General features: G+C 58.6%; 24 protein-coding genes and 1 tRNA gene. 13 read left to right on the top strand and 12 right to left on the bottom strand.

Annotation, left to right across the window (positions count from 1 at the left end; translation table 11 throughout):
• The first annotated feature begins 27 nt into the window (after window positions 1-27).
• Window positions 28-498, top strand: a complete 471-nt coding sequence (locus tag KR100_RS05715) for a CBS domain-containing protein (protein WP_038543938.1) — start codon at window positions 28-30, stop codon at window positions 496-498.
• Window positions 499-502: 4 nt separating this feature from the next.
• On the opposite strand, the gene KR100_RS05710 is transcribed toward KR100_RS05715, so the two are convergent.
• Window positions 503-1,666: a hypothetical protein gene (locus KR100_RS05710; RefSeq protein ID WP_038543936.1), complete on the bottom strand. Its 1,164-nt coding sequence runs from the start codon at window positions 1,664-1,666 to the stop codon at window positions 503-505.
• A gap of 85 nt (window positions 1,667-1,751) precedes the next feature.
• Between KR100_RS05710 and KR100_RS05705 the strand changes: the two genes are divergently transcribed.
• The gene (locus KR100_RS05705; protein ID WP_038543934.1) at window positions 1,752-2,219 is read left to right on the top strand and encodes a L,D-transpeptidase; all 468 of its coding nucleotides are present in this window, start codon (window positions 1,752-1,754) and stop codon (window positions 2,217-2,219) included.
• A gap of 7 nt (window positions 2,220-2,226) precedes the next feature.
• Window positions 2,227-2,511, top strand: a complete 285-nt coding sequence (locus tag KR100_RS05700) for a hypothetical protein (protein ID WP_239420420.1) — start codon at window positions 2,227-2,229, stop codon at window positions 2,509-2,511.
• Window positions 2,512-2,624: 113 nt separating this feature from the next.
• On the opposite strand, the gene KR100_RS05695 is transcribed toward KR100_RS05700, so the two are convergent.
• A complete protein-coding gene (locus tag KR100_RS05695; RefSeq protein ID WP_051847337.1) occupies window positions 2,625-4,103 on the bottom strand; it encodes a hypothetical protein in 1,479 nt (492 codons plus the stop codon).
• Window positions 4,100-4,774 (bottom strand): ligase-associated DNA damage response endonuclease PdeM, encoded by a 675-nt coding sequence (pdeM, locus tag KR100_RS05690; RefSeq protein WP_038548059.1) that lies wholly within the window; start codon window positions 4,772-4,774, stop codon window positions 4,100-4,102. Before pdeM ends, KR100_RS05695 begins: the two co-directional genes overlap by 4 nt.
• Before the next feature lie 376 nt (window positions 4,775-5,150).
• Between pdeM and KR100_RS05685 the strand changes: the two genes are divergently transcribed.
• Entirely contained in the window at window positions 5,151-6,233 is a 1,083-nt protein-coding gene (locus tag KR100_RS05685; RefSeq protein WP_038543932.1) for a transporter substrate-binding domain-containing protein, read from the top strand.
• Here the strand turns inward: KR100_RS05685 and KR100_RS05680 are convergent.
• Window positions 6,211-6,462 carry a CopG family transcriptional regulator gene (locus tag KR100_RS05680; RefSeq protein ID WP_038548057.1) on the bottom strand — a complete coding sequence of 84 codons (252 nt, stop codon included), beginning with the start codon at window positions 6,460-6,462 and terminating at the stop codon, window positions 6,211-6,213. The genes KR100_RS05685 and KR100_RS05680 overlap by 23 nt on opposite strands.
• A 108-nt stretch (window positions 6,463-6,570) precedes the next feature.
• Here KR100_RS05680 and KR100_RS05675 point away from each other — a divergent pair, with 108 nt between their 5' ends.
• The 3 genes from KR100_RS05675 to KR100_RS05665 all read left to right on the top strand — a co-directional run bounded on the left by KR100_RS05675 (window position 6,571) and on the right by KR100_RS05665 (window position 7,910).
• Window positions 6,571-7,182 (top strand): PCC domain-containing protein, encoded by a 612-nt coding sequence (locus KR100_RS05675; RefSeq protein ID WP_038548055.1) that lies wholly within the window; start codon window positions 6,571-6,573, stop codon window positions 7,180-7,182.
• On the top strand, window positions 7,151-7,408 hold the full coding sequence (locus tag KR100_RS05670) for a DUF6737 family protein (RefSeq protein WP_051847336.1): 258 nt from the start codon (window positions 7,151-7,153) through the stop codon (window positions 7,406-7,408). The genes KR100_RS05675 and KR100_RS05670 overlap by 32 nt, the downstream gene beginning before the upstream one ends.
• A gap of 82 nt (window positions 7,409-7,490) precedes the next feature.
• On the top strand, window positions 7,491-7,910 hold the full coding sequence (locus tag KR100_RS05665) for a WbuC family cupin fold metalloprotein (protein WP_204207789.1): 420 nt from the start codon (window positions 7,491-7,493) through the stop codon (window positions 7,908-7,910).
• Here KR100_RS05665 and KR100_RS05660 read toward each other — a convergent pair.
• Both KR100_RS05660 and KR100_RS05655 read right to left on the bottom strand, forming a co-directional pair.
• The gene (locus KR100_RS05660; protein WP_038543929.1) at window positions 7,896-8,102 is read right to left on the bottom strand and encodes a hypothetical protein; all 207 of its coding nucleotides are present in this window, start codon (window positions 8,100-8,102) and stop codon (window positions 7,896-7,898) included. The two genes, KR100_RS05665 and KR100_RS05660, sit on opposite strands and share 15 nt — an antisense overlap.
• 169 nt (window positions 8,103-8,271) lie before the next feature.
• Window positions 8,272-9,804, bottom strand: a complete 1,533-nt coding sequence (locus tag KR100_RS05655) for an NAD(P)/FAD-dependent oxidoreductase (protein ID WP_038543926.1) — start codon at window positions 9,802-9,804, stop codon at window positions 8,272-8,274.
• A gap of 44 nt (window positions 9,805-9,848) precedes the next feature.
• On the opposite strand from KR100_RS05655, the gene KR100_RS05650 reads away from it, so the two are divergent.
• Window positions 9,849-10,418: a rhomboid family intramembrane serine protease gene (locus KR100_RS05650; RefSeq protein ID WP_038543924.1), complete on the top strand. Its 570-nt coding sequence runs from the start codon at window positions 9,849-9,851 to the stop codon at window positions 10,416-10,418.
• Window positions 10,419-10,448: 30 nt separating this feature from the next.
• On the opposite strand, the gene KR100_RS05645 is transcribed toward KR100_RS05650, so the two are convergent.
• Window positions 10,449-11,060 (bottom strand): hypothetical protein, encoded by a 612-nt coding sequence (locus KR100_RS05645; protein ID WP_038543922.1) that lies wholly within the window; start codon window positions 11,058-11,060, stop codon window positions 10,449-10,451.
• A gap of 58 nt (window positions 11,061-11,118) precedes the next feature.
• On the opposite strand from KR100_RS05645, the gene KR100_RS14875 reads away from it, so the two are divergent.
• Window positions 11,119-11,340 carry a TFIIB-type zinc finger domain-containing protein gene (locus tag KR100_RS14875; RefSeq protein ID WP_071839850.1) on the top strand — a complete coding sequence of 74 codons (222 nt, stop codon included), beginning with the start codon at window positions 11,119-11,121 and terminating at the stop codon, window positions 11,338-11,340.
• A gap of 8 nt (window positions 11,341-11,348) precedes the next feature.
• Here KR100_RS14875 and pepN read toward each other — a convergent pair whose 3' ends face one another.
• The 4 genes from pepN to KR100_RS05620 form a co-directional block, all read right to left on the bottom strand.
• On the bottom strand, window positions 11,349-13,952 hold the full coding sequence (gene pepN / locus KR100_RS05635; RefSeq protein WP_038543917.1) for an aminopeptidase N: 2,604 nt from the start codon (window positions 13,950-13,952) through the stop codon (window positions 11,349-11,351).
• A 42-nt stretch (window positions 13,953-13,994) separates the two neighbouring features.
• On the bottom strand, window positions 13,995-14,366 hold the full coding sequence (locus KR100_RS05630) for a glycine zipper 2TM domain-containing protein (RefSeq protein WP_038543916.1): 372 nt from the start codon (window positions 14,364-14,366) through the stop codon (window positions 13,995-13,997).
• A 546-nt stretch (window positions 14,367-14,912) separates the two neighbouring features.
• On the bottom strand, window positions 14,913-15,332 hold the full coding sequence (locus KR100_RS05625; protein WP_156097928.1) for a cAMP phosphodiesterase: 420 nt from the start codon (window positions 15,330-15,332) through the stop codon (window positions 14,913-14,915).
• 160 nt (window positions 15,333-15,492) lie between these two features.
• On the bottom strand, window positions 15,493-16,068 hold the full coding sequence (locus tag KR100_RS05620; protein WP_051847334.1) for a hypothetical protein: 576 nt from the start codon (window positions 16,066-16,068) through the stop codon (window positions 15,493-15,495).
• A 106-nt stretch (window positions 16,069-16,174) separates the two neighbouring features.
• Between KR100_RS05620 and KR100_RS05615 the strand changes: the two genes are divergently transcribed.
• Both KR100_RS05615 and KR100_RS05610 read left to right on the top strand, forming a co-directional pair.
• Window positions 16,175-17,326 carry a histidine kinase gene (locus tag KR100_RS05615; RefSeq protein ID WP_038543914.1) on the top strand — a complete coding sequence of 384 codons (1,152 nt, stop codon included), beginning with the start codon at window positions 16,175-16,177 and terminating at the stop codon, window positions 17,324-17,326.
• A gap of 47 nt (window positions 17,327-17,373) precedes the next feature.
• Window positions 17,374-17,446, top strand: a tRNA-Glu gene (locus tag KR100_RS05610).
• A gap of 5 nt (window positions 17,447-17,451) precedes the next feature.
• Here the strand turns inward: KR100_RS05610 and KR100_RS05605 are convergent.
• Window positions 17,452-17,922 carry an SRPBCC family protein gene (locus tag KR100_RS05605; protein WP_081858955.1) on the bottom strand — a complete coding sequence of 157 codons (471 nt, stop codon included), beginning with the start codon at window positions 17,920-17,922 and terminating at the stop codon, window positions 17,452-17,454.
• Between the two features lie 222 nt (window positions 17,923-18,144).
• Here KR100_RS05605 and KR100_RS05600 point away from each other — a divergent pair, with 222 nt between their 5' ends.
• Window positions 18,145-19,323, top strand: a complete 1,179-nt coding sequence (locus KR100_RS05600; RefSeq protein WP_038543910.1) for an FAD-binding oxidoreductase — start codon at window positions 18,145-18,147, stop codon at window positions 19,321-19,323.
• 174 nt (window positions 19,324-19,497) lie between these two features.
• A complete protein-coding gene (gene zwf, locus KR100_RS05595; protein WP_038543908.1) occupies window positions 19,498-21,021 on the top strand; it encodes a glucose-6-phosphate dehydrogenase in 1,524 nt (507 codons plus the stop codon).
• Window positions 21,022-21,037: the final 16 nt, after the last annotated feature.

Genomic DNA, 21,037 nt, shown 5'->3' with positions numbered 1-21,037 from the left:
CAGAATGCGGAAAGACGTATCCAGATCATGGTCCTGCAGCTGACGGTCGCTGATGTGATGACTCAGCCGGTGCTCAGCGTTCAAGCAGAGACCTCACTGCAGGATGCTGTGCAGCTGATCAGCGATCACCACATCAGTGGTCTGCCTGTTGTGGATGGCAGTGGAGCCTTGATCGGGGAGCTGACCGAACAGGACCTGATGGTGCGGGAGAGCAGCGTGGATGCTGGTCCCTACGTAATGCTGCTGGACAGCGTGATCTACCTGCGCAATCCCCTGAACTGGGACCGCCAGGTCCACCAGGTCCTTGGGACCAGCGTGGCAGATCTGATGCGCCGTGACACCCACAGCTGTCTTGGCAGCATGCCTCTCCCGAAAGCTGCATCACAGCTGCACGACAAGAGCACGCAGCGCCTGTTCGTGTTGGATGAGGAACGCCGACCGGTCGGGGTGCTGACCAGGGGCGATGTGGTTCGCGCACTGGCCTCGCACAAGGAGTGAGGCGTCAGCCGCCTTTGCGGATGGCAATCGCGATAGGTTTGATCATGCGGAACTCCACGTAATCCCCAACAGTCAAAGTTGTCGTTGGATCACCTTTGATCCCATCGCGAACATCAAGATTGTGAACACCACCGAACGGACCTCGAAGACTCACCTCATGGTCGGAGGCTGAGACTTTCACCACTTCAGCCGTCCCGGTCGCCATGGCGACCCTGGCGCCTTGCCGCACGGGTCCGAAGTCCTCGGAAAGAATCATATCCTGACGTTGAAAGCTCAGGCGTTTGACAGGACTGCGACGCATGTCCACCACCAGACCATCCAGCAGATCGATCGTCACGGTGTCACCAATCCTGAGACCAGAGGATGAAAGATCCACCCCACTGGTGATCAGCATGGAGTGGCCGTAAGGACTCTGGATTTCCAGCACGCGATCAGCCGGCGAAAGACGCATCACCTTCCCTTTCACCTTGGTGATTTCGAATGACTGGAGCAGTTCGGCCTTGAGCGTTGCATCGCTGTTGACGATCCGTGCCACCAATGGCTGCACATCGGTCGTGCCTGGGATTCCATCGGCAACAGCGATGCGATCAACACCGACGGCCACGGGCTGGATCAGACGGAAGTCCACCAGATCGCCGATCGTCAACGTCGGGAAGAGATCGTCACTGGCATCAGCGACAACATCCAGGTTGTGAATGCCGCCGAGGGGGCCCATCAGGCTGATGCTGCGATCCGTGCCAGAGAGCTTGACCACCCGTGCGGTGCCTGAGGCAAGGGCCACCCTCATGCCCTGTTTCAGCGGACCCATATCGGTCGGCATGATGATGTCTTCACGGTTGAAGCTCAGCTCATCGGAGGAGCTTCGCGTGAGATCCACCACCAGGCCGTCGAGAACAGAAACGTCGACTCCGTCACCCGCTTCAATTGCCAGCGGAGCCATGTCGATGCCGACGGTGATGATCTCCTTGTGGCCTTCGGGATCCACAATTTCCAGAACCTTCTGATCCGGAAGCACGGTTGTGACGGTGCCGCGGATATGCGTCACCTCGAAACCGGCCAGCTGCTCTGGCGAAAACCCCGCCCGTGCCGGCGCACCTGCAACCAGAGCAGACAAGACGGCCACGCCGCTGGCGAGCAAAGCGCGACGGAATCCGGAAGACAGGACCATGGGTCGGAGACAGTCATTTCGACGGCCTGACGCTAGCTCCTTTCAAATAGGTCAAAATGCTGACGGTTGACCGTCGCAGACGTCCATGAGCATCCGTCCGATTCTGCTGGCCTCCCTGCTCAGCTCAGCCGTCGGTGTTGCCGCAGCGGCTCCGGCTCAGGCGGAGACGTCCGTCCAGATCAGCCTGAAAAACCGCTATCTCACCCTTCTCGATGACGGCAAGGTGATCGGAAAGTATCCGATCGCCATCGGTGCGCCGGAATCGCCGACACCCCCCGGCAGTTATGCGATCACAAAGATGGACCCTGCCCCGACATACCACAAAAAGGGAAAGATCATCGCCCCGGGGCCGAAGAACCCGGTCGGTGTTCGTTACATGGCCTATGTGCAGATTGGGACCGGTGAGTATGCAATCCATGGCACCGCCTGGCCCAACTGGGTCAAACTTCGCTCTGCAGTGAGCCTTGGCTGCATCCGCATGCTTAACAACGACGTGATTCAGGTCTTCAATCGCGTCAAGGTCGGCACACCGGTGGTCGTCACCACGAACTGAATTCTCCTTGCATCCCAAAACCATGTTCCGTGCCCTGCTGATCGCCCTCGTGACCGCCGCGGTTCCGATTGCGACGCTCGCCAGCCCCACCCAGGAAACCAAGGAGAATGATTTTCTGGATCTGGTGGACGGTGAGGGAAACGTTCTTGTTCAGGGGATGGGGATTGACGGTGTGAATGCCAAAGCGCGTGCCCAGGGTCTTCAATTTCCCGCTCTTGGCTACTGGTCCCCTGAAGGCCATTGCTTCCAGAAACCCGCTGCAGGGGAATGCAACGGTGTCTTCAAGAAATAGTCTCAGCAACGGCCATCTCAGACATCGAATGGACGTTCGGTTCGAGTGAGTCCTGAGAATCCCTGATCCAACACCCGACGACCTGAGACCCGGGTTCACCTAAACAACGCTGGTCAGTCAAGGGGAGCTGGCGTCAGCGGCATGGGATTCACCGGCGGCAGAGGCGGTAACTCCGGAGGGGGTGGTGCTCCGATGAGCTCGTCCTCAACAGATGCCTGCGTGTCGTCCGGTTGTTGCTGAGTTTCCTGAACAGGAGGTTTTTCGTTGACCGACTCCTCAAGGGGTTCAGGCGGTTGAGGCTGATCCAGAGCGTCTTCGAGCAGAATCGGAGGAGGAAGATCCGGTGGCAGGGGAAGACTGTCATCTCCAGCATCCCAATCGTCATCCATCACAGCGGGCTGATCACGCAGCACCAGGGGATCGGCCGTGATCGGAGGTTCCCGCAACGGTGAGCGGTCGGGATCCTGCTGAGGCTGATCCTTCTGGTCCTCCCGTGGCTTGGGAGTCGGTGAAGGAGCCCAGATCATGCGGGCCAGGGGCTCGACCCCTTGCTCCATCACCCGATTCAGCCCGGCCAGAGCGCGATCGGTGAGGTGGGCCCCAAAAGCCTGAACGCAATCGAGTGGCCCCTCACACTGGTTTTCTCCAGGCAATTTGGGCGTCAAACCATCCAACAAACTGCCCCGCAACGGTGTCGTTCGGCGACTCATCCGCAGCATGTAGGGCACGTGGACAAAGCTGGTGGCCCCGCCACTGATCCAGTTGGCATCCTCCTCGGTGAATCCCTTCATCCCGGGAATGATGAAGCGGCTCTTGGAGGCATGGTCAGGCATGTAGGACGCGAGATAACCACGCCTGCGGGACAGGTCCTTGGTTTGCTCTAGGGTGAGTCCGTCCCGACTCATCAACACCTCAAGCTTTCCATCATCGCGGAGACCCATGACCATGCGGATCCGCGGCAGGTAGTAGCGGATCCTCTGCCCCATGCTCTTGCTGTAGGCACCCTGGTAGGACGCCGGAGGCTCTTCAAGATCGTTGTAAAGACTGTGCAGCCCACCGATGAAGGTGTCATAGGTCTGACTGCGCTCCTCTGTGAGCTCTCCATACCCGAAATCAACACTGCCGTCGTGGCGGATTCCGACAAAGGCACGCTGCCTGGACGCCGTGCGATTACGCCCTTTCCAGACCCTGGCACCGAACTTCAGATCACCGAGAGGAACGGTGATTTCCTGGCCGGCGCTATCGATGTGGCGCTCGTACATGGGCCCTGAGACATAAGCCAGGGCGGCGAGATCTTCGTAGGCGTCCTGTTCCCGATCCCAACCCTCAAGCAGATCAAAACGAACCTTGCGAGGATCCAGCTCAAGGGCGTAAACCTCGTCGTCAGGGATGTAGTCGAAGGGCTCTCCACGATCGGGACGCGTCGCGGATGACTCCGTGGACTCACCGTCCCGGCGTTCCGGAGTCCCAGGGGCCAATGCCACCAGTCCGGCAAAGACAACCAAGGGCAAGGTCAGCACAAGCCAACGCTTCCGCAAGCGACGCCGCCGCGGTCGACGGGGTTGCGGTGGGGGGTTGGGTCGGGATGTCACGCCGACCGTCGCCCTTGTGTTTGGGGTTGGGGACTGAACCAAGGAACGATGGCCTCATCAGCCACCAGCCATTGGCGGTAACGCTCGCCGCAGTCATGGCCTCCCGTCAACTCTCCAAAGGCGGGAATCACTAGACGAGGACCATTCGGGTCGAAGGCGAAACATGGAAGCCTGAGCCGATCCGCACTCCCATGGAGCCTCGTCATGGGGTGCAGATGACCGCAGACATTGAGCTGATCAGGTTGTGGCGACGTCTCTGGAGCATGACTGAGCCAGAGCTGGCCCAGGGCCAATGAGGGTTGCTGAGGCAGGCCTTCGAACCAGCTGTGGCGGTCATGATTCCCTCCGATCAGGGTGACCTCGGCCCCACTGAGATCCGGCAGGGCACGCAAGGTATCCCGCAGCCTGGGCGTCAGACCGACACGGGCGTGAATCAGATCACCGAGCACAAGAACCCGACGTGGTTGCCAACGATGGCAAAGCTCCAGCAGCGGATTCAGAGTGCCACTGTCGGCATCGCTTGGGATTGGAATGCCATGAGCCTGAAAGGCTTCTGCCTTGCCCAGATGCAGATCTGCAAGCAGCAACTCGCGTCCCTGAGGACGCCAGATGGCCCGTTGCGGCAGGAATACAAGCTCCTCTGAGCACCACGTCCAGACCAGTTCTCCCATCAACCGGCCCCGGCAGCAGGATCCAACGCTGACTGAATCGGAAGGCAAGCTCCGTCCATCAAGCTCAACCGCTGTCGGGAGCCACAGTTTGACGTGCTCCCTGGATCCGAACCACCGTTCAAGTGAAACGCAGCAGTTGCGGGTGGACGATGGCAACCTGGACCAATCAGCGACCCTCTGATCCGTTCATGACCGTTGCCCTCCTGATCGCCCTGGCTGGCTCCCTGGCGGCGATGGCCGTGATTGTCCGGCGCCTCGAGAAACGATGAGCCGGTCCTCGAGTCGCCCTCCGCTCCGGCCAGGGATCCAGGCTGATCAAGGCACCTTTTTGTCGCCTGGAATGTATGGCACTGTTCGCTGAGAGTCCGACGCGCGGATGATCCGGCCCAGGCATCTGATCAGCGGTTTCTCGGCCGTGATTGTGGTGTTGATCGGGAGTGGGACACCTCTGCTGGCCAAACCGCTGAGGGTTGGCGTCACAGGAACGCCACCGTTCGTCACCCAAGCTGAGTCGGGATTCAGCGGGATCAGCGTTGATGTCTGGCGCGCGGTCGCAGAGGAAAACAAGCTCAACTACGAGCTGATTCCGCAGGAGTCACCGGATGAGGGCATTGAGGCGGTCGACCGTGAAACCATTGATCTGCTGATTGGCCCGATCAGCATCACGCCAAGGCGTCTGGCCATGCCGGACGTCAATTTCACACAGCCATACTTCTTCGCCAAAGCAGGGGTCCTGGTTCCGATCAGTCCGCCAACGCTGTTCAGCCGCATCAAGGTGTTTTTCGGCACAGCCGTGATCTCATCGGTCTTCGTCCTGATCGGTGTTCTCGCCGTCGTCGGAACCCTGGTCTGGCTTGCTGAACGGCACCGCAATGAGGACGCATTCCCGAAGCCCGCCCTGGCGGGAATCAGCAGTGGGATGTGGTTTGCCCTGGTCACACTGACCACGGTTGGCTACGGCGATAAGGCTCCAGTGACACGCCTGGGACGCACGATCACGTCTGTCTGGATGGTGATGTCGTTGATCGCTGTCTCATCTCTCACCGCCAGCCTTGCATCGGCTTTCACCCTCTTCCTCTCCGGTGCCGCAGACAATCCGATCACCTCAGCCAAGGATCTGGCCCAACGGCGGGTCGCTGTGATCCAGGGCACCAGCGGCATCAGGCTCGCCGAAAGCGGCAACATGGAACAGGTCATGGCAAGGGATCTGGAGTCCGCCGTCAGGCTGGTGAACGAGGGAGACGTGGACGCCATGATTTTCGATCGGCCGGCGATCCGTTATTACCTGAAAAAGAATCCTGAGTTGAAGGTCAAGCTCGCTCCCTTCACCCTGGCCGAGGAAACCTACGGCTTTGCGTTCAAGACGGGCAGCAAGCTGAACATGCCACTGGATGTTTCGATCCTGAAACTGCAGCGGAACGGGACCGTCGAGACGCTCACGAATCAGGAACTCGACTGATCAGTGCATGGCGGCGCAGACCGTCTTCGATCAGGAAGGACGCCAAATTGCCACAGCTTCGTCCCTCATGCAGGGCATGACGCTTGAGATCATCCATGACCCCGCGCGGCAGGGTGACGTTGATCCGCTCGGAGCTGGCGGCATCCGCCACCTCTCCCGTGCTGAGGGGGGGAGTTCCCTGCTCGAACCGCTGCTGCAGCTCAAGCCCCAGCTGCTGGAGAAGTGACACCATAACGTGCAGATTATTGCCTCATTCAGTAACGATATCGTGCCATCATTGGCCTTACCTGGTTTTCATGGTCCTGCGCGTAATCTTGCCAGTCATTTCTTCGATGCCATGCTTTCATTGCCGCTGAATCTGGCTCCCGGCAGTGATCTGCGCCTCAGCATCGAACAACTGGCCGCAGAACAGCAGATCTCAGGCTTCGTGCTCGGCGTCGTCGGAAACCTCTCCCAGGCCTCGTTTCAGTGCCCTGGCCAGGCAGAGCCAAGAGTTCTCAAAGGTGATCTTGAGGTCATCACTCTGAACGGCAACTTCTCGCCCAAGGGGGTTCATCTCCACCTCAGCCTCTCGGACGGGGCTTGTCAGGTTTGGGGGGGACATCTCGAGCCAGGAACCCTTGTCCAGAAAGGGGTTGATCTGCTGCTGGGCATCACGGATCAGAGCGAATCCCAACCGCCCAAGGCCCCTGATGCCATGACGAACCCACGGCTGGAGATCGCTGTCTTGCCCGGCTGCCCATGGTGTGCCCGCGCCCTGCGGCTGCTGAGAACCCTGGACCTCCCTCATCAGGTGGACACCGTGAATGGAGATGCCGATTTCAAGCGTTGGCAGAGCCGCAGCGGCATGAGCACCTTCCCCCAGGTGTTTGTGGATGGACAGCTGATCGGTGGCTACGACGACCTCACGACCCTGCATGCATCCGGTGAGCTCGAAGCCCTCCGTTGAGTCGACGACAACAGAGCAACCCCGCTTCTGGTCGATGAAGCCCTGGTGGTGTCAGCCCTGGAGCATTCTGCTCACCGGCATTGCAGTGGTGAGCGGCTCATGGTGGTGGCCGCAACGCATCTGGATCACGCTGCCGCTCGGGCTCGCCGTTGTCGCCTGGTGGACGCTGTTTCTGGTGCTGGTGCCGGCGGCCTATCGCCATGGGAACCTCCCCGAGGCCGAATGACCAAACCCCAGCCACTGCAGCGCCTGGATCAGGGTCTCTTCGATCGCGTTGCGCAACGGCACTACAAGCATCCAGGCTGCGCATGAACCACAACCTGCACCAGGCCGAGGATCTCGTTCAGCTCTTCATCAATATGCTGCAACCCGGAACCTATGTGCGTCCCCACCGTCATGTACGCAGCGGCAAGGGGAGTGGATTCGAATGCTTCGTGGTGCTCCAGGGAGCCGTGGGACTTCTGTTGATGAACCAGGAGGGCGAGATCACCCAGAAGGAATGCCTCGATGCAGGCGGCCCACTGCGGGGTATCGAACTGGCCGAGAACCAGGTTCACACCCTGGTAGCTCTGGAGGATGACACCGTCATTTTCGAGCTGAAGCAGGGCCCTTATCAACCAGCCAGCGATAAGGATTTTTTGCCAGGTTTCCCTGTTGAACTCACACCCGAGGCCCGGGACCAGGAACGACGCTGGCGTGATCTGTTTCGGCCCTCAGGAGACAACTGAACGGGACGCCTCCCTGTACCGGTGTTTCTCATCCAACAGCTCGTTTTCGAGCTGTTCGATCAATCGGGACACCAGAGCCTGAAATTCCGGTTGACAACCGCGGAAGGCAGCCTTGTGGCGAATCGGTTCGTTGCGCGTGCGCAGATCGGTGAGCATCAGCTCAAGAGCATCAATCTTGGCGTTGCTGTTCATGCCTGGCAGGCGACCGGAAGGGAGGATATGACACAACTCATGGTCCAACACACCGTGCCGTGCATTGACCTTCAGGGTCGAGCAATGAAATCAACACGACCTCTGATCAAGGGACCTTGTCCCAAGGCAGCACGAATCTGATCCATCAAGCGACGTTTGGGGCAGATCGTCAGATCCCGAGGTCGCGCAACAGTTCAGCCTGAGCCTGACGGCCGAGAATGGCGTGGGCAGCCAACGCTCCGCTCGCTGCGACAGGTGGAATGCCAATTCCGGGGAAGGTGCTGGCTCCACACATCCAGAAGCGTGACAACGGCGTTGTCACGCCGGGGAACAGCCCCTTTGCCGCCGACAGGGCAGGTCCGTAACTTCCCTGATCGACATTCAAAAAATGACCGTGACTGAGGGGCGACCCTTCCATCACCACCTGGCAGCGATCGCGAATGTCTGGAATCTGCTGTTCCAGCACCCTCCAGAACACCTGACAACGGTCACGCTTCAGAGCGTTGTAGGCCTTCGTGCCTCGCTTCAGATCTCGCCAGAGCTGCCATGGCTCGTTGGCCGGTGTGTACCCATGCAGCACATGCTGACCTGACGGTGCCATGCCGGGGTCCAGCACCGATGGGACGGACAGAACCACGGCATTGCGTTCTGCCGTGATCCCACGCTGCCAATCGCCAACCCAGACGGTGTGAATCGGAAGATCCTCGAGGCCATCGGCGGCAAAACCGAGATGCAGATGCAGAAAGGACTGACAGTGCGGTGTGCCTGCTCTCTGGCGCTGCCAGCTTCTGGCGACATCCTCCGGCAACAGGGAGAGCGTGCTCCAGATGTCAGCGTTGCTGACCACAGCATCAGCCTGGATCAGCTCACCGCTGCTCAGGGTCACGCCAGTGACGCGATCAGCATCGACCTGAAGCGCAGCGACGCGGCTGCCGCAGCGCAGGGCCCCTCCATGCCGCTCGAGACCTTCAACGAGAGCCGCTGCGACCGCAGCACTTCCACCGACGGGGTAATCCAGATGGGCATCAGGCTGAAACCACTCTCCGAACAAGGTGGCCATCGCAGCGGCATTGGTATCCGCCGTCGGCATGCCGCTGATCAAAAAGCAGAGGAGGTCCACCCAGTTGCGCAGAAACGGATCCTGGAGATGGCGATCCACCAGTGGACCAAAACTTCCTGCCAGATGACGCATGGCAGGGAGATGGGGCAGCAACTGACGGCCCCTGCTCCACATCTGCTGCAACACCTCAGCGCCGGGACGAAGGGTGAGCAGGGGCAGAGCGGAAGCAGCAGCGGCAATCGGCTGAAGCACCTCACCAAACGTCCTCCACTCGTCGACGGCCTCCGGTCCACGGAGATCTCGGACCACGGCCTCGAAGTCGTGGCTGCCAACACCGACCCGTAGCTGTCCCTCAGGAAGCAGAACATCCCAGTCGCTGTAACGAATCACAGGCAGGGGCTGATCCAGAGCTCTGAGGATCTGTGCCAGTGGATTTGTGGTGGGCCAGCCACTGAGACCACTCCAGAGCGACGGGCCGGACTCGAACTGGTATCCATTGCGCTCAAAACCATGGGCTGCGCCGCCGGGCTGGCTGTGGGCCTCCAGCACCAGAACCTCTTTGCCGGCACGGGCACAGAGGCCGGCACAGCAGAGACCTCCGATGCCACTGCCGATCACCACCACGTCGACTTTGCCGCTCACCCGCCGACCAGTGCTTTCGTCATCATTGTGTCGATTGCCTCGCGATGGTGCCGTCACGTTTCTGGTTACCAGTGGTTCTGCTAGGCCTGGCCTGGTGCCAGGAACTTATCGATCAACTCCTGTTCGCTGGCCAATGGAACCTGCCGATGGGACCTGGGCTGCCGATCTGGGGCGTTGTCACGGCTCCCTTCAGCCATTCCGGCTTCGCCCATCTGATCTCCAACAGTGTTGTTTTCCTGCCCCTGAGCTGGCTGGTGCTGACCCGTGGGATCAGGGACTACCTGGCGGTCTGGGCGGCGGTGATCACCGTCAGCATTCCCGTCGCCCTGGCCTGGCCCTCAGCCAGTCATGGGCTGTCTGGAGTGGTCTATGGACTGCTCGGCTATCTGCTGTTGATCGGCTGGCTTGAACGGAAGATCCTTCCAATCCTGTTGGGTGGGCTGGCGTTCTGGCTGTACGGCTCCGCCTTGATTGCCCTGATTCCTGGGGTCTCACCAGCCGGAGTGAGCTGGATCGGCCACGCAGCTGGGTTCATCGGAGGCGTGCTGGCTGCTCTGGCGACCTATCGGGATCCGGGTATGACGGGATCCATGAATGACGACTCCCTGCACTGAGCATCCGATGCCGGACTCAAGCCGCGTCGGCTAAACCGCATTGACGATGTCAGCTGGATTCATCTCTTCTGCGGAGCGGTACGCATATCCCCCGTAGCTAGTTTCGTTGGATGGCGTTTGTGCGGTTTGTTGCACTCCAGATTCTTCAGTTGGCGAAATGGATGTCGAGTCAGTTCCAGCTTTCGACGAATCAGAGCTTGATGATTGAACACGGCCGGATTTGATCAGGAAGTCGCCAAACATGGATTCATGGGATGTGCAGTAAAACACCAATTTTCCCGAATCTGCAAAATCCGAACGGTATTTCTTACGGATACTGAGCTGGAATGATTCTTCACCCGTAATGCCATCATTGAACGAACCATCACCTTTTAGTTGGATAGCTTTGGTACTTTTTTGATTGAATCCCTTATCGCTGACGAAGAAGGGATGAGACTCAGCCATCTTCTCGCGGCTGAAGACATATGTTTTCTTGGGATTGATTTTCAGATTCTTGATGGTCTTTCCCTTGGAATTTTTAAAGATGTAAAAGGGTTCTTGATCCAAGGTTCCGGCACTGACTGAAATCTCAATCGGCAGTTTTTTGGCCGAACGCTTGGACGCTGAAAAGGTATCGATCGTTTCCAGAGAACAGCCGGCCATGGTGTTTTAAAGAATCAGCGATAAGTTAGCGATCAGGTCTGAACGCCCACGACGATCCTTGTCTCCAGCTGTCTGCCAGAACTGCGGCAGCCGCTCCTTCCGGGCCGATCGCTCTCTGGGCGGTCGGCTGATCTGCCAGACCTGCGGGACTCCCGCCGGATCACGCCCGGCACGTTCAGCGCGAGCGAGACCAAGCCGGACTGACCGACATCGGCGACGGCTCTGGCTGGTGCTGTTGGCAATCGTCCTTGTGATGGTGGTAGTGCTGTCGGCTCTCTGACCCTGAGGTCAGGCCAGCAACATGCTCACAACCTCGCGGGTGTTCGTTGAGAGCTCGAAAGACGCCAGAGCTTCGATCGCTGCCTGCATCTCCTGCTGCCGCTGCTGGCCGTAGCTGCGCCAGCGGCTGAACACTTTGGCCATTCGCGAAGCCGTCACCGGATTGCGCTGATCCACAGCTGCGATCTGCTCGGCCATGAAGCGATAGCCCTCGCCTCCTTCGGCATGGAAGACCAGAACGTTGGCGGCAAATCCACCAAGGACTGCCCGCAATGAGTTTGGAGCGAGCGGGTCGAAACGCGGGTGCTGCATCAGAGCTTGCACCCTGTCCAGGCCATCGGGTCTCGGCATCGAAGCTTCCTGGGCGAACCATGAATCGAGAATCACCGGCTTGTTCTGCCAGCGATTGAAGAAGACAGCCGATGCCTGGTCACGTTCGTGGCAGGCGATCGGGTGCAACGCCCTGAGAGCAGCACGGGCGAGTGTCATCGACGAACCGGACACCGCCTCCAATGCCTGCTGGCGCGCCTCCTGATGGCCAGCGGCCACGAGCCAACTCCAGGCCACCGCCGTGAGCTGACGTTCACCCTGTCCGTCTGGCCAGGAACGATCCCAGCCTGATCGGCAGCGCTTGAGCAGAGCCTGCATCGGTTCCTGGAGACGGGCGCCCAGGGCAGCGCGAAGATCAAGTGATGCTTGAAACAGTGCTGGAGGGTCGACCGGGGACTGAAGTGCCTCCAATTCCGCCAGGCCGGGCAGGCTGAGCAGCGTTGCCAGCTCGGACCCTTCAGACAGATCCGGGTTCATGAGTCGTTGGTTGATCGACGTCGTGAGTGCCTCTTCAACCTCGGACTCGATTGATCCGGTGGACCGAGCCAACAGAACCTGACGGAAGAGTCGCTGGCCGGCATCCCAGCGGCTGAAGGGGTCGTCATCCGCCGCAAGGATCTGCAGAGTTTCCGCCAGTGGCATCTCCATGGTGAGATTCACCGGCGCTGAAAAGCCACGCAGCACTGACAGCGCCGGAGGCTGCGGCTGGGGTGGCGCCTGGATGGAAAGGCTGGCTTCCTCTGTTTCCATCACGAACAGCTGCTCCTCAGTCAAAGGTCCGTCAGGACCGATCAGCGCCAGAACCAGAGGCAGAACAAGAGGTTGTTTTTGCTTCTGGCCAGGAGTCGCAGGCGTGGTCTGGCGGAAATGCAGTGTCAGCTGTCCAGCGTCGGAATCCCATCGACGCTCAACCTGGAGCACCGGTGTTCCAGCCTGGTGATACCAACGACGAAACCGCTCAGGGTCGAAACCCAGAGGCTTGCCATCCTCACAGGCACCATCGATGACCGCCGTCGCAAAATCCTCTGTGGTGGCAGCTGTCCCGTCGAATCGACTCACATAGGTCGCCATTCCCCTCATGAATCGCTCCTCGCCAAGCAGTGTGCGCAACATGCGGATCAGCTCCGCACCCTTTTCGTAGATCGTCGTTGTGTAGAAATTGTCGATTGCCTGGTACTCGCTCGGCTTCACCGGATGAGCGGTCGGGCCGGCATCCTCCCGGAACTGAGTGTTGCGAAGCATCGAGACATCCTCGATCCGTTTCACGGCCGGGGAATGAAGATCAGCGGTGAAGCACTGATCGCGGTACACAGTGAGCCCCTCCTTCAGAGAGAGCTGGAACCAGTCTCGACAGGTGATGCGATTGCCGGTCCAGTTGTGGAAGTATTCGTGGGCGATCACGCTTTCGATTCGCTCAAGCTCTCCGTCCGTGGCGGTTTCGGAATCAGCCAGCACCAGCTTTGAATTGAAGATGTTGAGGCTTTTGTTCTCCATCGCGCCCATGTTGAAGTGGCGTACGGCGACGATGTTGTACTCATCGAGGTCGTACGCCAGTCCGTAGACCTTTTCATCCCATGCCATCGCCCGCTTCAGGGAAGCCATCGCATGGGCTGTGTAGGGCTCATCACCCCGCTCAACATGCAAACGGAGCGTGACCTGGCGCCCCTCGGATGTGACGTAGTGATCGCGGATCTCCTCAAGATCTCCGGCAACGAGAGCGAACAGATACGAGGGTTTGGGATGGGGGTCCTCCCAGATCACGGCGTGACGATTGCCTGGAAGATCCTCCGTTTCGGCCGCATCGCCGTTGCTGAGCAACACCGGAAAACCGGCGCGATCCGCTTCGATCCGAACCTTCCAGCGACTCAGGACGTCGGGCCGATCCGGGTGGTAGGTGATCCGACGGAACCCCTCAGCCTCACACTGACTGGTGAGCATGCCGCCACTGGCGTAAAGGCCTTCCAGTGACGTGTTGCGATACGGATCGATACGGCAGCGAAGGTTGAGAACGAACGGCAGCGCTGGCGGTTCAGGGATGGTGAGACGGTCATCTGTCTGTTGCCAGCACTGACTCTCCAGAGCCTCTCCATCGATTGCAATCGACTCGATCAACAGCTCCATGCCATGGAGCTCCAGAGGTGCTCCTGCCTGCAGTGGCTCCAACAGCAGGCGACTGGTCACAAGCACATGATCGGACCTGAGATCCACATCGAGGTGGATCTCAGGGAGTGCGAAGGGCCAGGGGGTGTAATCCACCAGGCGGATCGGAGCAGCAACGTCCATCGCGACGCCTGAACGCAAAGTGGTTTGATCCTGGCGGATCAATCACCACGGCAGAGGTCCGCGACCGGCACCGGTATTACAACCCATCTGGGAACCGAGCAAAGCACCAAGCGGAACAGCCCAGCTCCGTCCGTCATCTCGGGACGCTGCGTAACCAAGACTGCCTCCGATGATGCCTCCGATGAGTCGACCGCGGTTGCAACGCCGCTGAGCCTCCTGGTAAGGATCTGGATAGGCCGTATTGGCGTAGGGATTCCCGGAATAGGGCGTGGCGTAAGGCCTCGGCACTGCTGGGGCCACCGGATAGATCTGAACGGGAGCTGCAGCGGACCAAGGCTGAGCCCTGGCAGGGTGAGCCGCGGCCAACAACGCTCCACCAATGGCGAGGGCCATGAAGGGGACGAACCTGTTCATTGATCAATCGTCTGAGGGCTGTGAGCCCGGACCATGTCCGGACCACTCAACAAAAGCTCGTCCCAACGACTGAGATGCGTCCAGACCTTCAGACAACTGCTTCAGAATGCAACTGCTCGTCCCAGGCGAGGCTCTTGGTTTGAGTTCATCAATTCAGATAGCAGTCCCATTCAACGCTTCAGACAAATCCAGAGACCCCAAACAAACTCCGGCCAATGGTGACAGATGCAAATGCAAAGACATAATCATTGAATGTCAACCTCACTTCTACAGATCAATTCCATCCATCAACCACCAACCTTGAACGGGCATTAACAACGTAGAAACCTGAATAGAGACCGAAAAAACGGCAGCCGATAAGCACAACAACTTGATTTGTCTACAAAATCCCAGCAATCGACCTGGCAGACGATCAAGAATCAGAGCCACCTGAAGGCCATTACGAAAGCCTCAAGCCGGCCAAGAAGACACTGAGGGATTGCAATCGAGCCAGTGCGAGACGCTCGATGCGTAACCAATGAATCGAAACATCCGGTGAAGAAGGTCTCAGCCTCCAGACTTCTTCGCCTCTTCAAGGAATTTATTGAACTCCTCTTTCTGCTTCGCCGGAACCTGCTTTGGACATCCTCTCAGGGCTCCACTGACGACGTTCAAGGCGGTGTTACTTGCAAATTGCTGCTCAGTGAGGGGCTTTGGATTGCCAGCAACGACCCCGCCATGCTTGGAGAAAATGACATTTCCAACGCCAGCGAGTGCAACTTGCATTGATTTTCGAAAATCCAAACCGCTCGTGCGGGCAACGCAGAAGGTGACAGCCGATATCTGCAAATACGTATTCAATTCTACATTGGTCGCCGGTTTGGTTTTAGCAGGCTGGGCCTGGGCATTGACCACTGGCTGAGACATTCCAGCAAAGAGCAATGAAAATGCGGCGCAAGTCAGTGACTTTTTGATGGAACCGAACATGACGGCTTAATATTTCCAATACATTAACCCAACCGAACTGATTGACTTCGAGGATGGGCTCGCTTTTTAAACTGGGCTATGGCTTAGGAGCTCAATGAAATTGATACTGAAACAAGAAATCCGTTGGCGTACAACTAGAGAAACCATTGATCAGCCATATTTAATTGATCAAGGGCAAATCTGATTCCATACGAATTTCGTGATGATGTTCAACGACGGCTAATTCCCCATTTTCCCAACTGTAAATCGCTCTATAGCGATAACGGTCCTGGTCAACCAGTCGGATGTGTTCAAGGATGTCCCATTGCTGGTAATGAGACTCAAGAATGGTCTCATGCTCATCCACCTGACGGAGTCGGGTTCGGACGGGATCAGCGTTCAGGTAGCCACGACTGCGTTGCAGCTGATGCCCCCAGAGGGTGGCTTCCATCACCCCTTCGCGTTCGTACCAGGGCTTACGCGCAAAGAATTCATCCGACTGGCCAGCCTCGGGCCACCAGCTGAATCTGTAGCGGGTCTCTCCCGCCTGCGGCTCTGCAAAAGCCTCCATTTTCAGATTCATGTCCAGGTGCATCACCTGGTCGTCACTGAACAGGTACTGACGACGTGAACGCCAGACGCCGAGATTGCGTGCGAACCACCGTCGCAAATTGCTGTCCACCTGAATCGATGGAGAATCCGTGACATGGCCTGAGGCCGTGAGTGACACCCGGTTGTTCGCAGAGAAAAGCGACATGGCCGGCGCTCAATACGCACTGAAACCTTCCTAGTTGTCTTAGCCCAGATGCCGTCTGAGTCAAAAACCCATAAGGTGAGCCTCCGATTTCCAGACCGGATACCGCGTGAATGAGGCCGGTCCCAAGGGTCGCCAGCAGCTTCAGCTGCTGCTGGTGGCAGCGCGCCATCATCTCTCTGGAAATAATCTGCGCTCCCTGGTTCACTATCTGGAACGGGAGGACGTTGGTTTCGAAGTCACGCTGCAGCTGGCTGATCCAATGCAACAGCCTGAGTTGCTCGAACTGCACCGATTGGTGGTGACACCGGCTTTGATCAAGCTCTCCCCATCCCCAAAACAGGTCTTCGCTGGCAGCAACATCCTTCAGCAACTGAAGGGCTGGGTCCCACGTTGGCAGCAGGACGGCGTCGTCAGCGGCTTGGGATTGAGCCTTCGACCGACTGAACTCGACGGCAGCAGAACCCAGAAGGAACTGCAGCTGGAAGATCAGTTGTTGGTCCTGCGTCAGGAAAACGAAACCCTGATCGATCGCATCCACGCCCAGGAACGGCTGCTGCGCATGGTGGCCCACGAACTTCGCACTCCTCTGACAGCCGCTGCATTGGCTTTGCAGAGTCAACGGCTGGGTCAGATCGACATGGATCGTTTCCAGGATGTGATCACCCGGCGGCTGGAGGAGATGGAGGCCCTCTCCAAGGATCTGCTCGAGGTTGGAACCACACGCTGGGAAACGCTGTTCAACCCCCAGCGACTGGATCTCGCCAGCGTGTCTGCCGAAGTGATCCTTGAACTGGAGAAGCTGTGGCTTGGCCGCAATGTGGAGATCCGCACGGATATTCCCATTGATTTACCCAAGGTGTTCGCCGATCAACGGCGGATGCGGCAGGTGCTGCTCAACCTGCTTGAAAATGCTCTGAAATACACCGGAAACGGTGGCCACATCACACTGACGATGCTTCATCGCACCAGCCAGTGGGTTGAAGTGAGCGTCTGTGACAGCGGACCCGGCATTCCCTCGGAAGAGCAGCAAAGAATTTTTCTGGATCGGGTTCGGCTTCCCCAGACGTCCAACCGCACCACCGGCTTCGGCGTCGGACTGTCGGTCTGCCGCCGGATCGTGGAAGTTCACGGCGGACGCATCTGGGTGGTGTCGGAACCGGATGAAGGAGCCTGCTTCTACTTCACGGTTCCGATCTGGCAGGGCCAGGGGCAGGAATGGGGGCAGGCTGTCTTGACGGAGGGTGAGGCGGACCCGTAGCTTTTGGACGTGATAAGGAACACAGAAGGTTCACGGATCACGGCCTCGCCCCCATCGTCTAGAGGCCTAGGACACCTCCCTTTCACGGAGGCGACAGGGGTTCGAATCCCCTTGGGGGTATGACTTCAGTCGCCCTGACAGCGGCGGTAGCCTTCGCGCTCGACCGCTGACAGATTGCTGGAAAGATCGTCCTGAAGGCGTTCTTCAATCAGACCGATCGGCATGCCGAGACATCCCTGAACGGTGAGTTCGTACACCAGTGACGAACCTCCGGGAAGACTGCGAACTCTCCATGATCCCTCAAAACGTCTGAAATCACCCTTGAGCATCCGGAATTGGAGCAAGCCTTCGGGCCTGTATTCGGTGAGCTCGAGCAGAACCTGGGCAGAGAAGCGCAGGCCGATGAATTGCTGACTGCCGACCTGCTGCAGTCGCACGGTTTGACCATCCTTGTAGACAAGTCGACTGCTGACCAGGTTGGGAATGAACGTCTCGAGCCGTTCATAGTCCGTGAGAACCTCCCAGAGCACATCCACCGGGATCGACGTGCGCAGCTGAACAGCAAGACGCCGGACCCCTTGCGGCATCCGCTCCATCGTCTGCTGAATGCTGTCCTCCCTTGGACCGGAGGCATCCCTGAGGGTGTTGCGGAAGAGTGCCTGGTGGGGGACCAATGCTGAAGTTGCCTAGATGAGACGATTCACCTACCGATCTTAAGGAAGTCAACCGAAAAATATTGCAGAAGATCCGGAAACAATCCAAACAGTGATGAATCCGAGGCCATGCCTATAGTCTCGCCACTCAAGTTCAGAACTGACATGCAGGTGCCGAATGCCACGGCTGGTGGGACGTCGACGTCTCTTTTCACCATTGTTGCCAGCGGCATCCAGGCCGGTTCAGGAAGCTCGGTGACGCGGACGTATCGCGTTGCTATGGAAAATCTCAACACCCTTTACAAGCGTCTGAGTGCTTCCGGCGCCAAAATCCTAAGTGTGTCGCCTGCTGTTGAGGACATTCCCACAGCGCCGGCGGCCGCCTCCAGTGCACCTGCCCCGAAAGCCGTGACAACGACGCCTGCCTCCGCACCGGCTCCGAAAAAGCCGCATGCCAACGTTCCCGTCAACACCTACAAACCGAAAACGCCCTTCATGGGCACAGTCACCGAGAACTACGCCTTAGTGAAGGACGGTGGAATTGGCCGTGTCCAGCACATCACCTTTGACCTCTCCGGCGGTGACCCTCAGCTGGAGTATGTCGAGGGTCAGAGCATCGGCATCATTCCTGAGGGCGAAGACGCCAAGGGCAAGCCGCACAAACTGCGCCTGTACTCGATTGCCAGCACTCGCCATGGCGACGATCTCAAGGACAACACCGTGTCTCTCTGCGTTCGCCAGCTGGAGTACAAAAACGAGGATGGTGAAAAGATCTACGGGGTCTGCTCCACGTACCTCTGCGACATCGAACCTGGCACCAAGGTGAAGATCACCGGCCCGGTCGGCAAGGAAATGCTTCTACCCGAGGACGAGGACGCCAACATCATCATGTTGGCCACCGGTACCGGGATTGCTCCGATGCGCACCTACCTGCGTCGCATGTTCGAAACTCGCGAGCGGGACGCCAATGGCTGGACATTCCGCGGCAAGGCGTGGTTGTTCATGGGCGCACCCAAAACCCCGAACCTGCTTTACGACGCCGACTTCGAGCATTACGAGCGCGAATTCCCTGACAACTTCCGCTACACAAAAGCCATCAGCCGGGAACAACAGAACACCAAGGGTGGTCGGATGTACATCCAGGACAGGGTTCTCGAGCATGCCGATGAGATCTTCTCAATGATCGAAAACCCCAAGACCCACGTCTACATGTGCGGTCTCAGGGGCATGGAGCCCGGAATCGATGAAGCGATGACCGCAGCCGCCGCCGCCAAGGGGCTCGACTGGTCAGAACTTCGGCCACAACTGAAAAAGGCTGATCGCTGGCACGTGGAGACGTACTGAATCCAGCCACACGGTCTCGGGATCAACGATGAGCCCGATGTCCATGCGCCCACCCTCCCGGGTGGGCTTTTTTTTGGGGTTGGACACAAAAAAACGTCAATTCATGGCGGGATGTCATGGAGCACTGTGCATTTCCGCTTCCGTGCCTAAACCGACGGCAGAAGCCGATGCTCCATGACCGCCACGATCACCAATCCGTTGCGGGTTGGACTTCGTCAGGAACGCGTCATCTCGCCGCAGTGTCTGGTGATCTTTGGAGCAAGCGGTGACCTGACGCATCGAAAACTTGTTCCAGCCCTGTTTGAACTGTTCAAACAACGGCGCCTGCCCAGTGAATTCGCCCTGCTCGGCTGTGCTCGTCGCCCCTGGAGTGATGAGGAGTTCAGAGGCAAGATGACAGAAGCTCTGGCCTCAAAAATTGAGGAGAATCCCAAGGCCTGGGAACAATTTTCCGCGAAGCTTTTCTACGAACCCGTAGATCTGCAGCAGCCGCAGGATGTGGTTCGCCTGGGTGGTCGCCTCGAGACAATCGACCAGCAGTGCGCCACGCGCGGAAACCGAACCTTCTATCTCTCGGTGTCACCAAAGTTCTACGGAAGTGGCTGCCGGGCCCTCGCCGACGCCGGCCTGCTGAAGGATCCCAAGCGAAGCCGGGTGGTGATTGAGAAACCCTTCGGTCGTGATTACGGCAGCGCCCAGGCCCTCAACCAGGTGGTTCAGAGCTGCGGCCAGGAAAATCAGATTTTCAGGATCGACCACTACCTCGGCAAGGAAACAGTCCAGAACATCCTGGTGCTGCGATTCGCCAACACGATTTTCGAGCCGATCTGGAACCGCAATTACATCTCAAGTGTCCAGATCACCGCCGCAGAAACGGTGGGAGTTGAGGAACGCGCCGGCTACTACGAATCATCGGGTGCCCTCAGAGACATGGTGCAGAACCACCTCACCCAGATGCTGGCCATCACGGCCATGGAAGCTCCGGGACGGTTCGATCAGGAGGCGATCCGCAATGAAAAAGCCAAGGTCCTTCAGGCGGCTCGCCTGGCCGATGAGCTGGAGCCTTGGAATTGCTGCATCCGCGGTCAGTACGGCCCCGGCGGCACCCAAAATTCCCCTCTGGCCGGTTACCGCCAGGAACCGGGTGTTGATCACAACAGCACGACGGAGACTTACGTCGCTCTGAAACTGTTCATCGATAACTGGCGTTGGCAGGGTGTTCCCTTCTATGTCCGAACCGGCAAACGCCTAGCCAAGCGTCTCAGCGAAGTCGTGCTCACCTTCCGTGAGGCTCCGGTGCATCTTTTTGATGCCGCAACCGGTGGGCCAACGGCCAATCAGCTGATCCTGAGGATTCAGCCCGATGAAGGAGCCGAATTCCGCTTCGAGGTGAAATCTCCGGGGTCAGGCATGCGCAGTCGCCCGATAGACATGGAATTCTCCTACGACGAATCCTTCGGCGAACCCTCCGATGAGGGCTATGTGCGCCTGCTGGCCGACGCGATGCTCAGCGATCCGACCCTGTTCACTCGGAGTGACGAAGTGGAGGCGGCCTGGCGGCTCTACACGCCGCTGCTGGAACTGATTGAAGACAGCCCCTGGCAGCTGCCGATCTATCCCTATGAATCACGCACCTGGGGACCAGCCGCCGCCGATGCCCTGATGGCCCGTGACGGACTGCTCTGGCGCCGTCCCTGAGATCACCTGACACCCG

Origin of the sequence: Synechococcus sp. KORDI-100, from assembly GCF_000737535.1 — a bacterium.
GTDB lineage: Bacteria > Cyanobacteriota > Cyanobacteriia > PCC-6307 > Cyanobiaceae > Parasynechococcus.
Note: the sequence above shows the minus strand (reverse complement) of the source record. Positions and strands in the feature narration are given on the sequence as shown.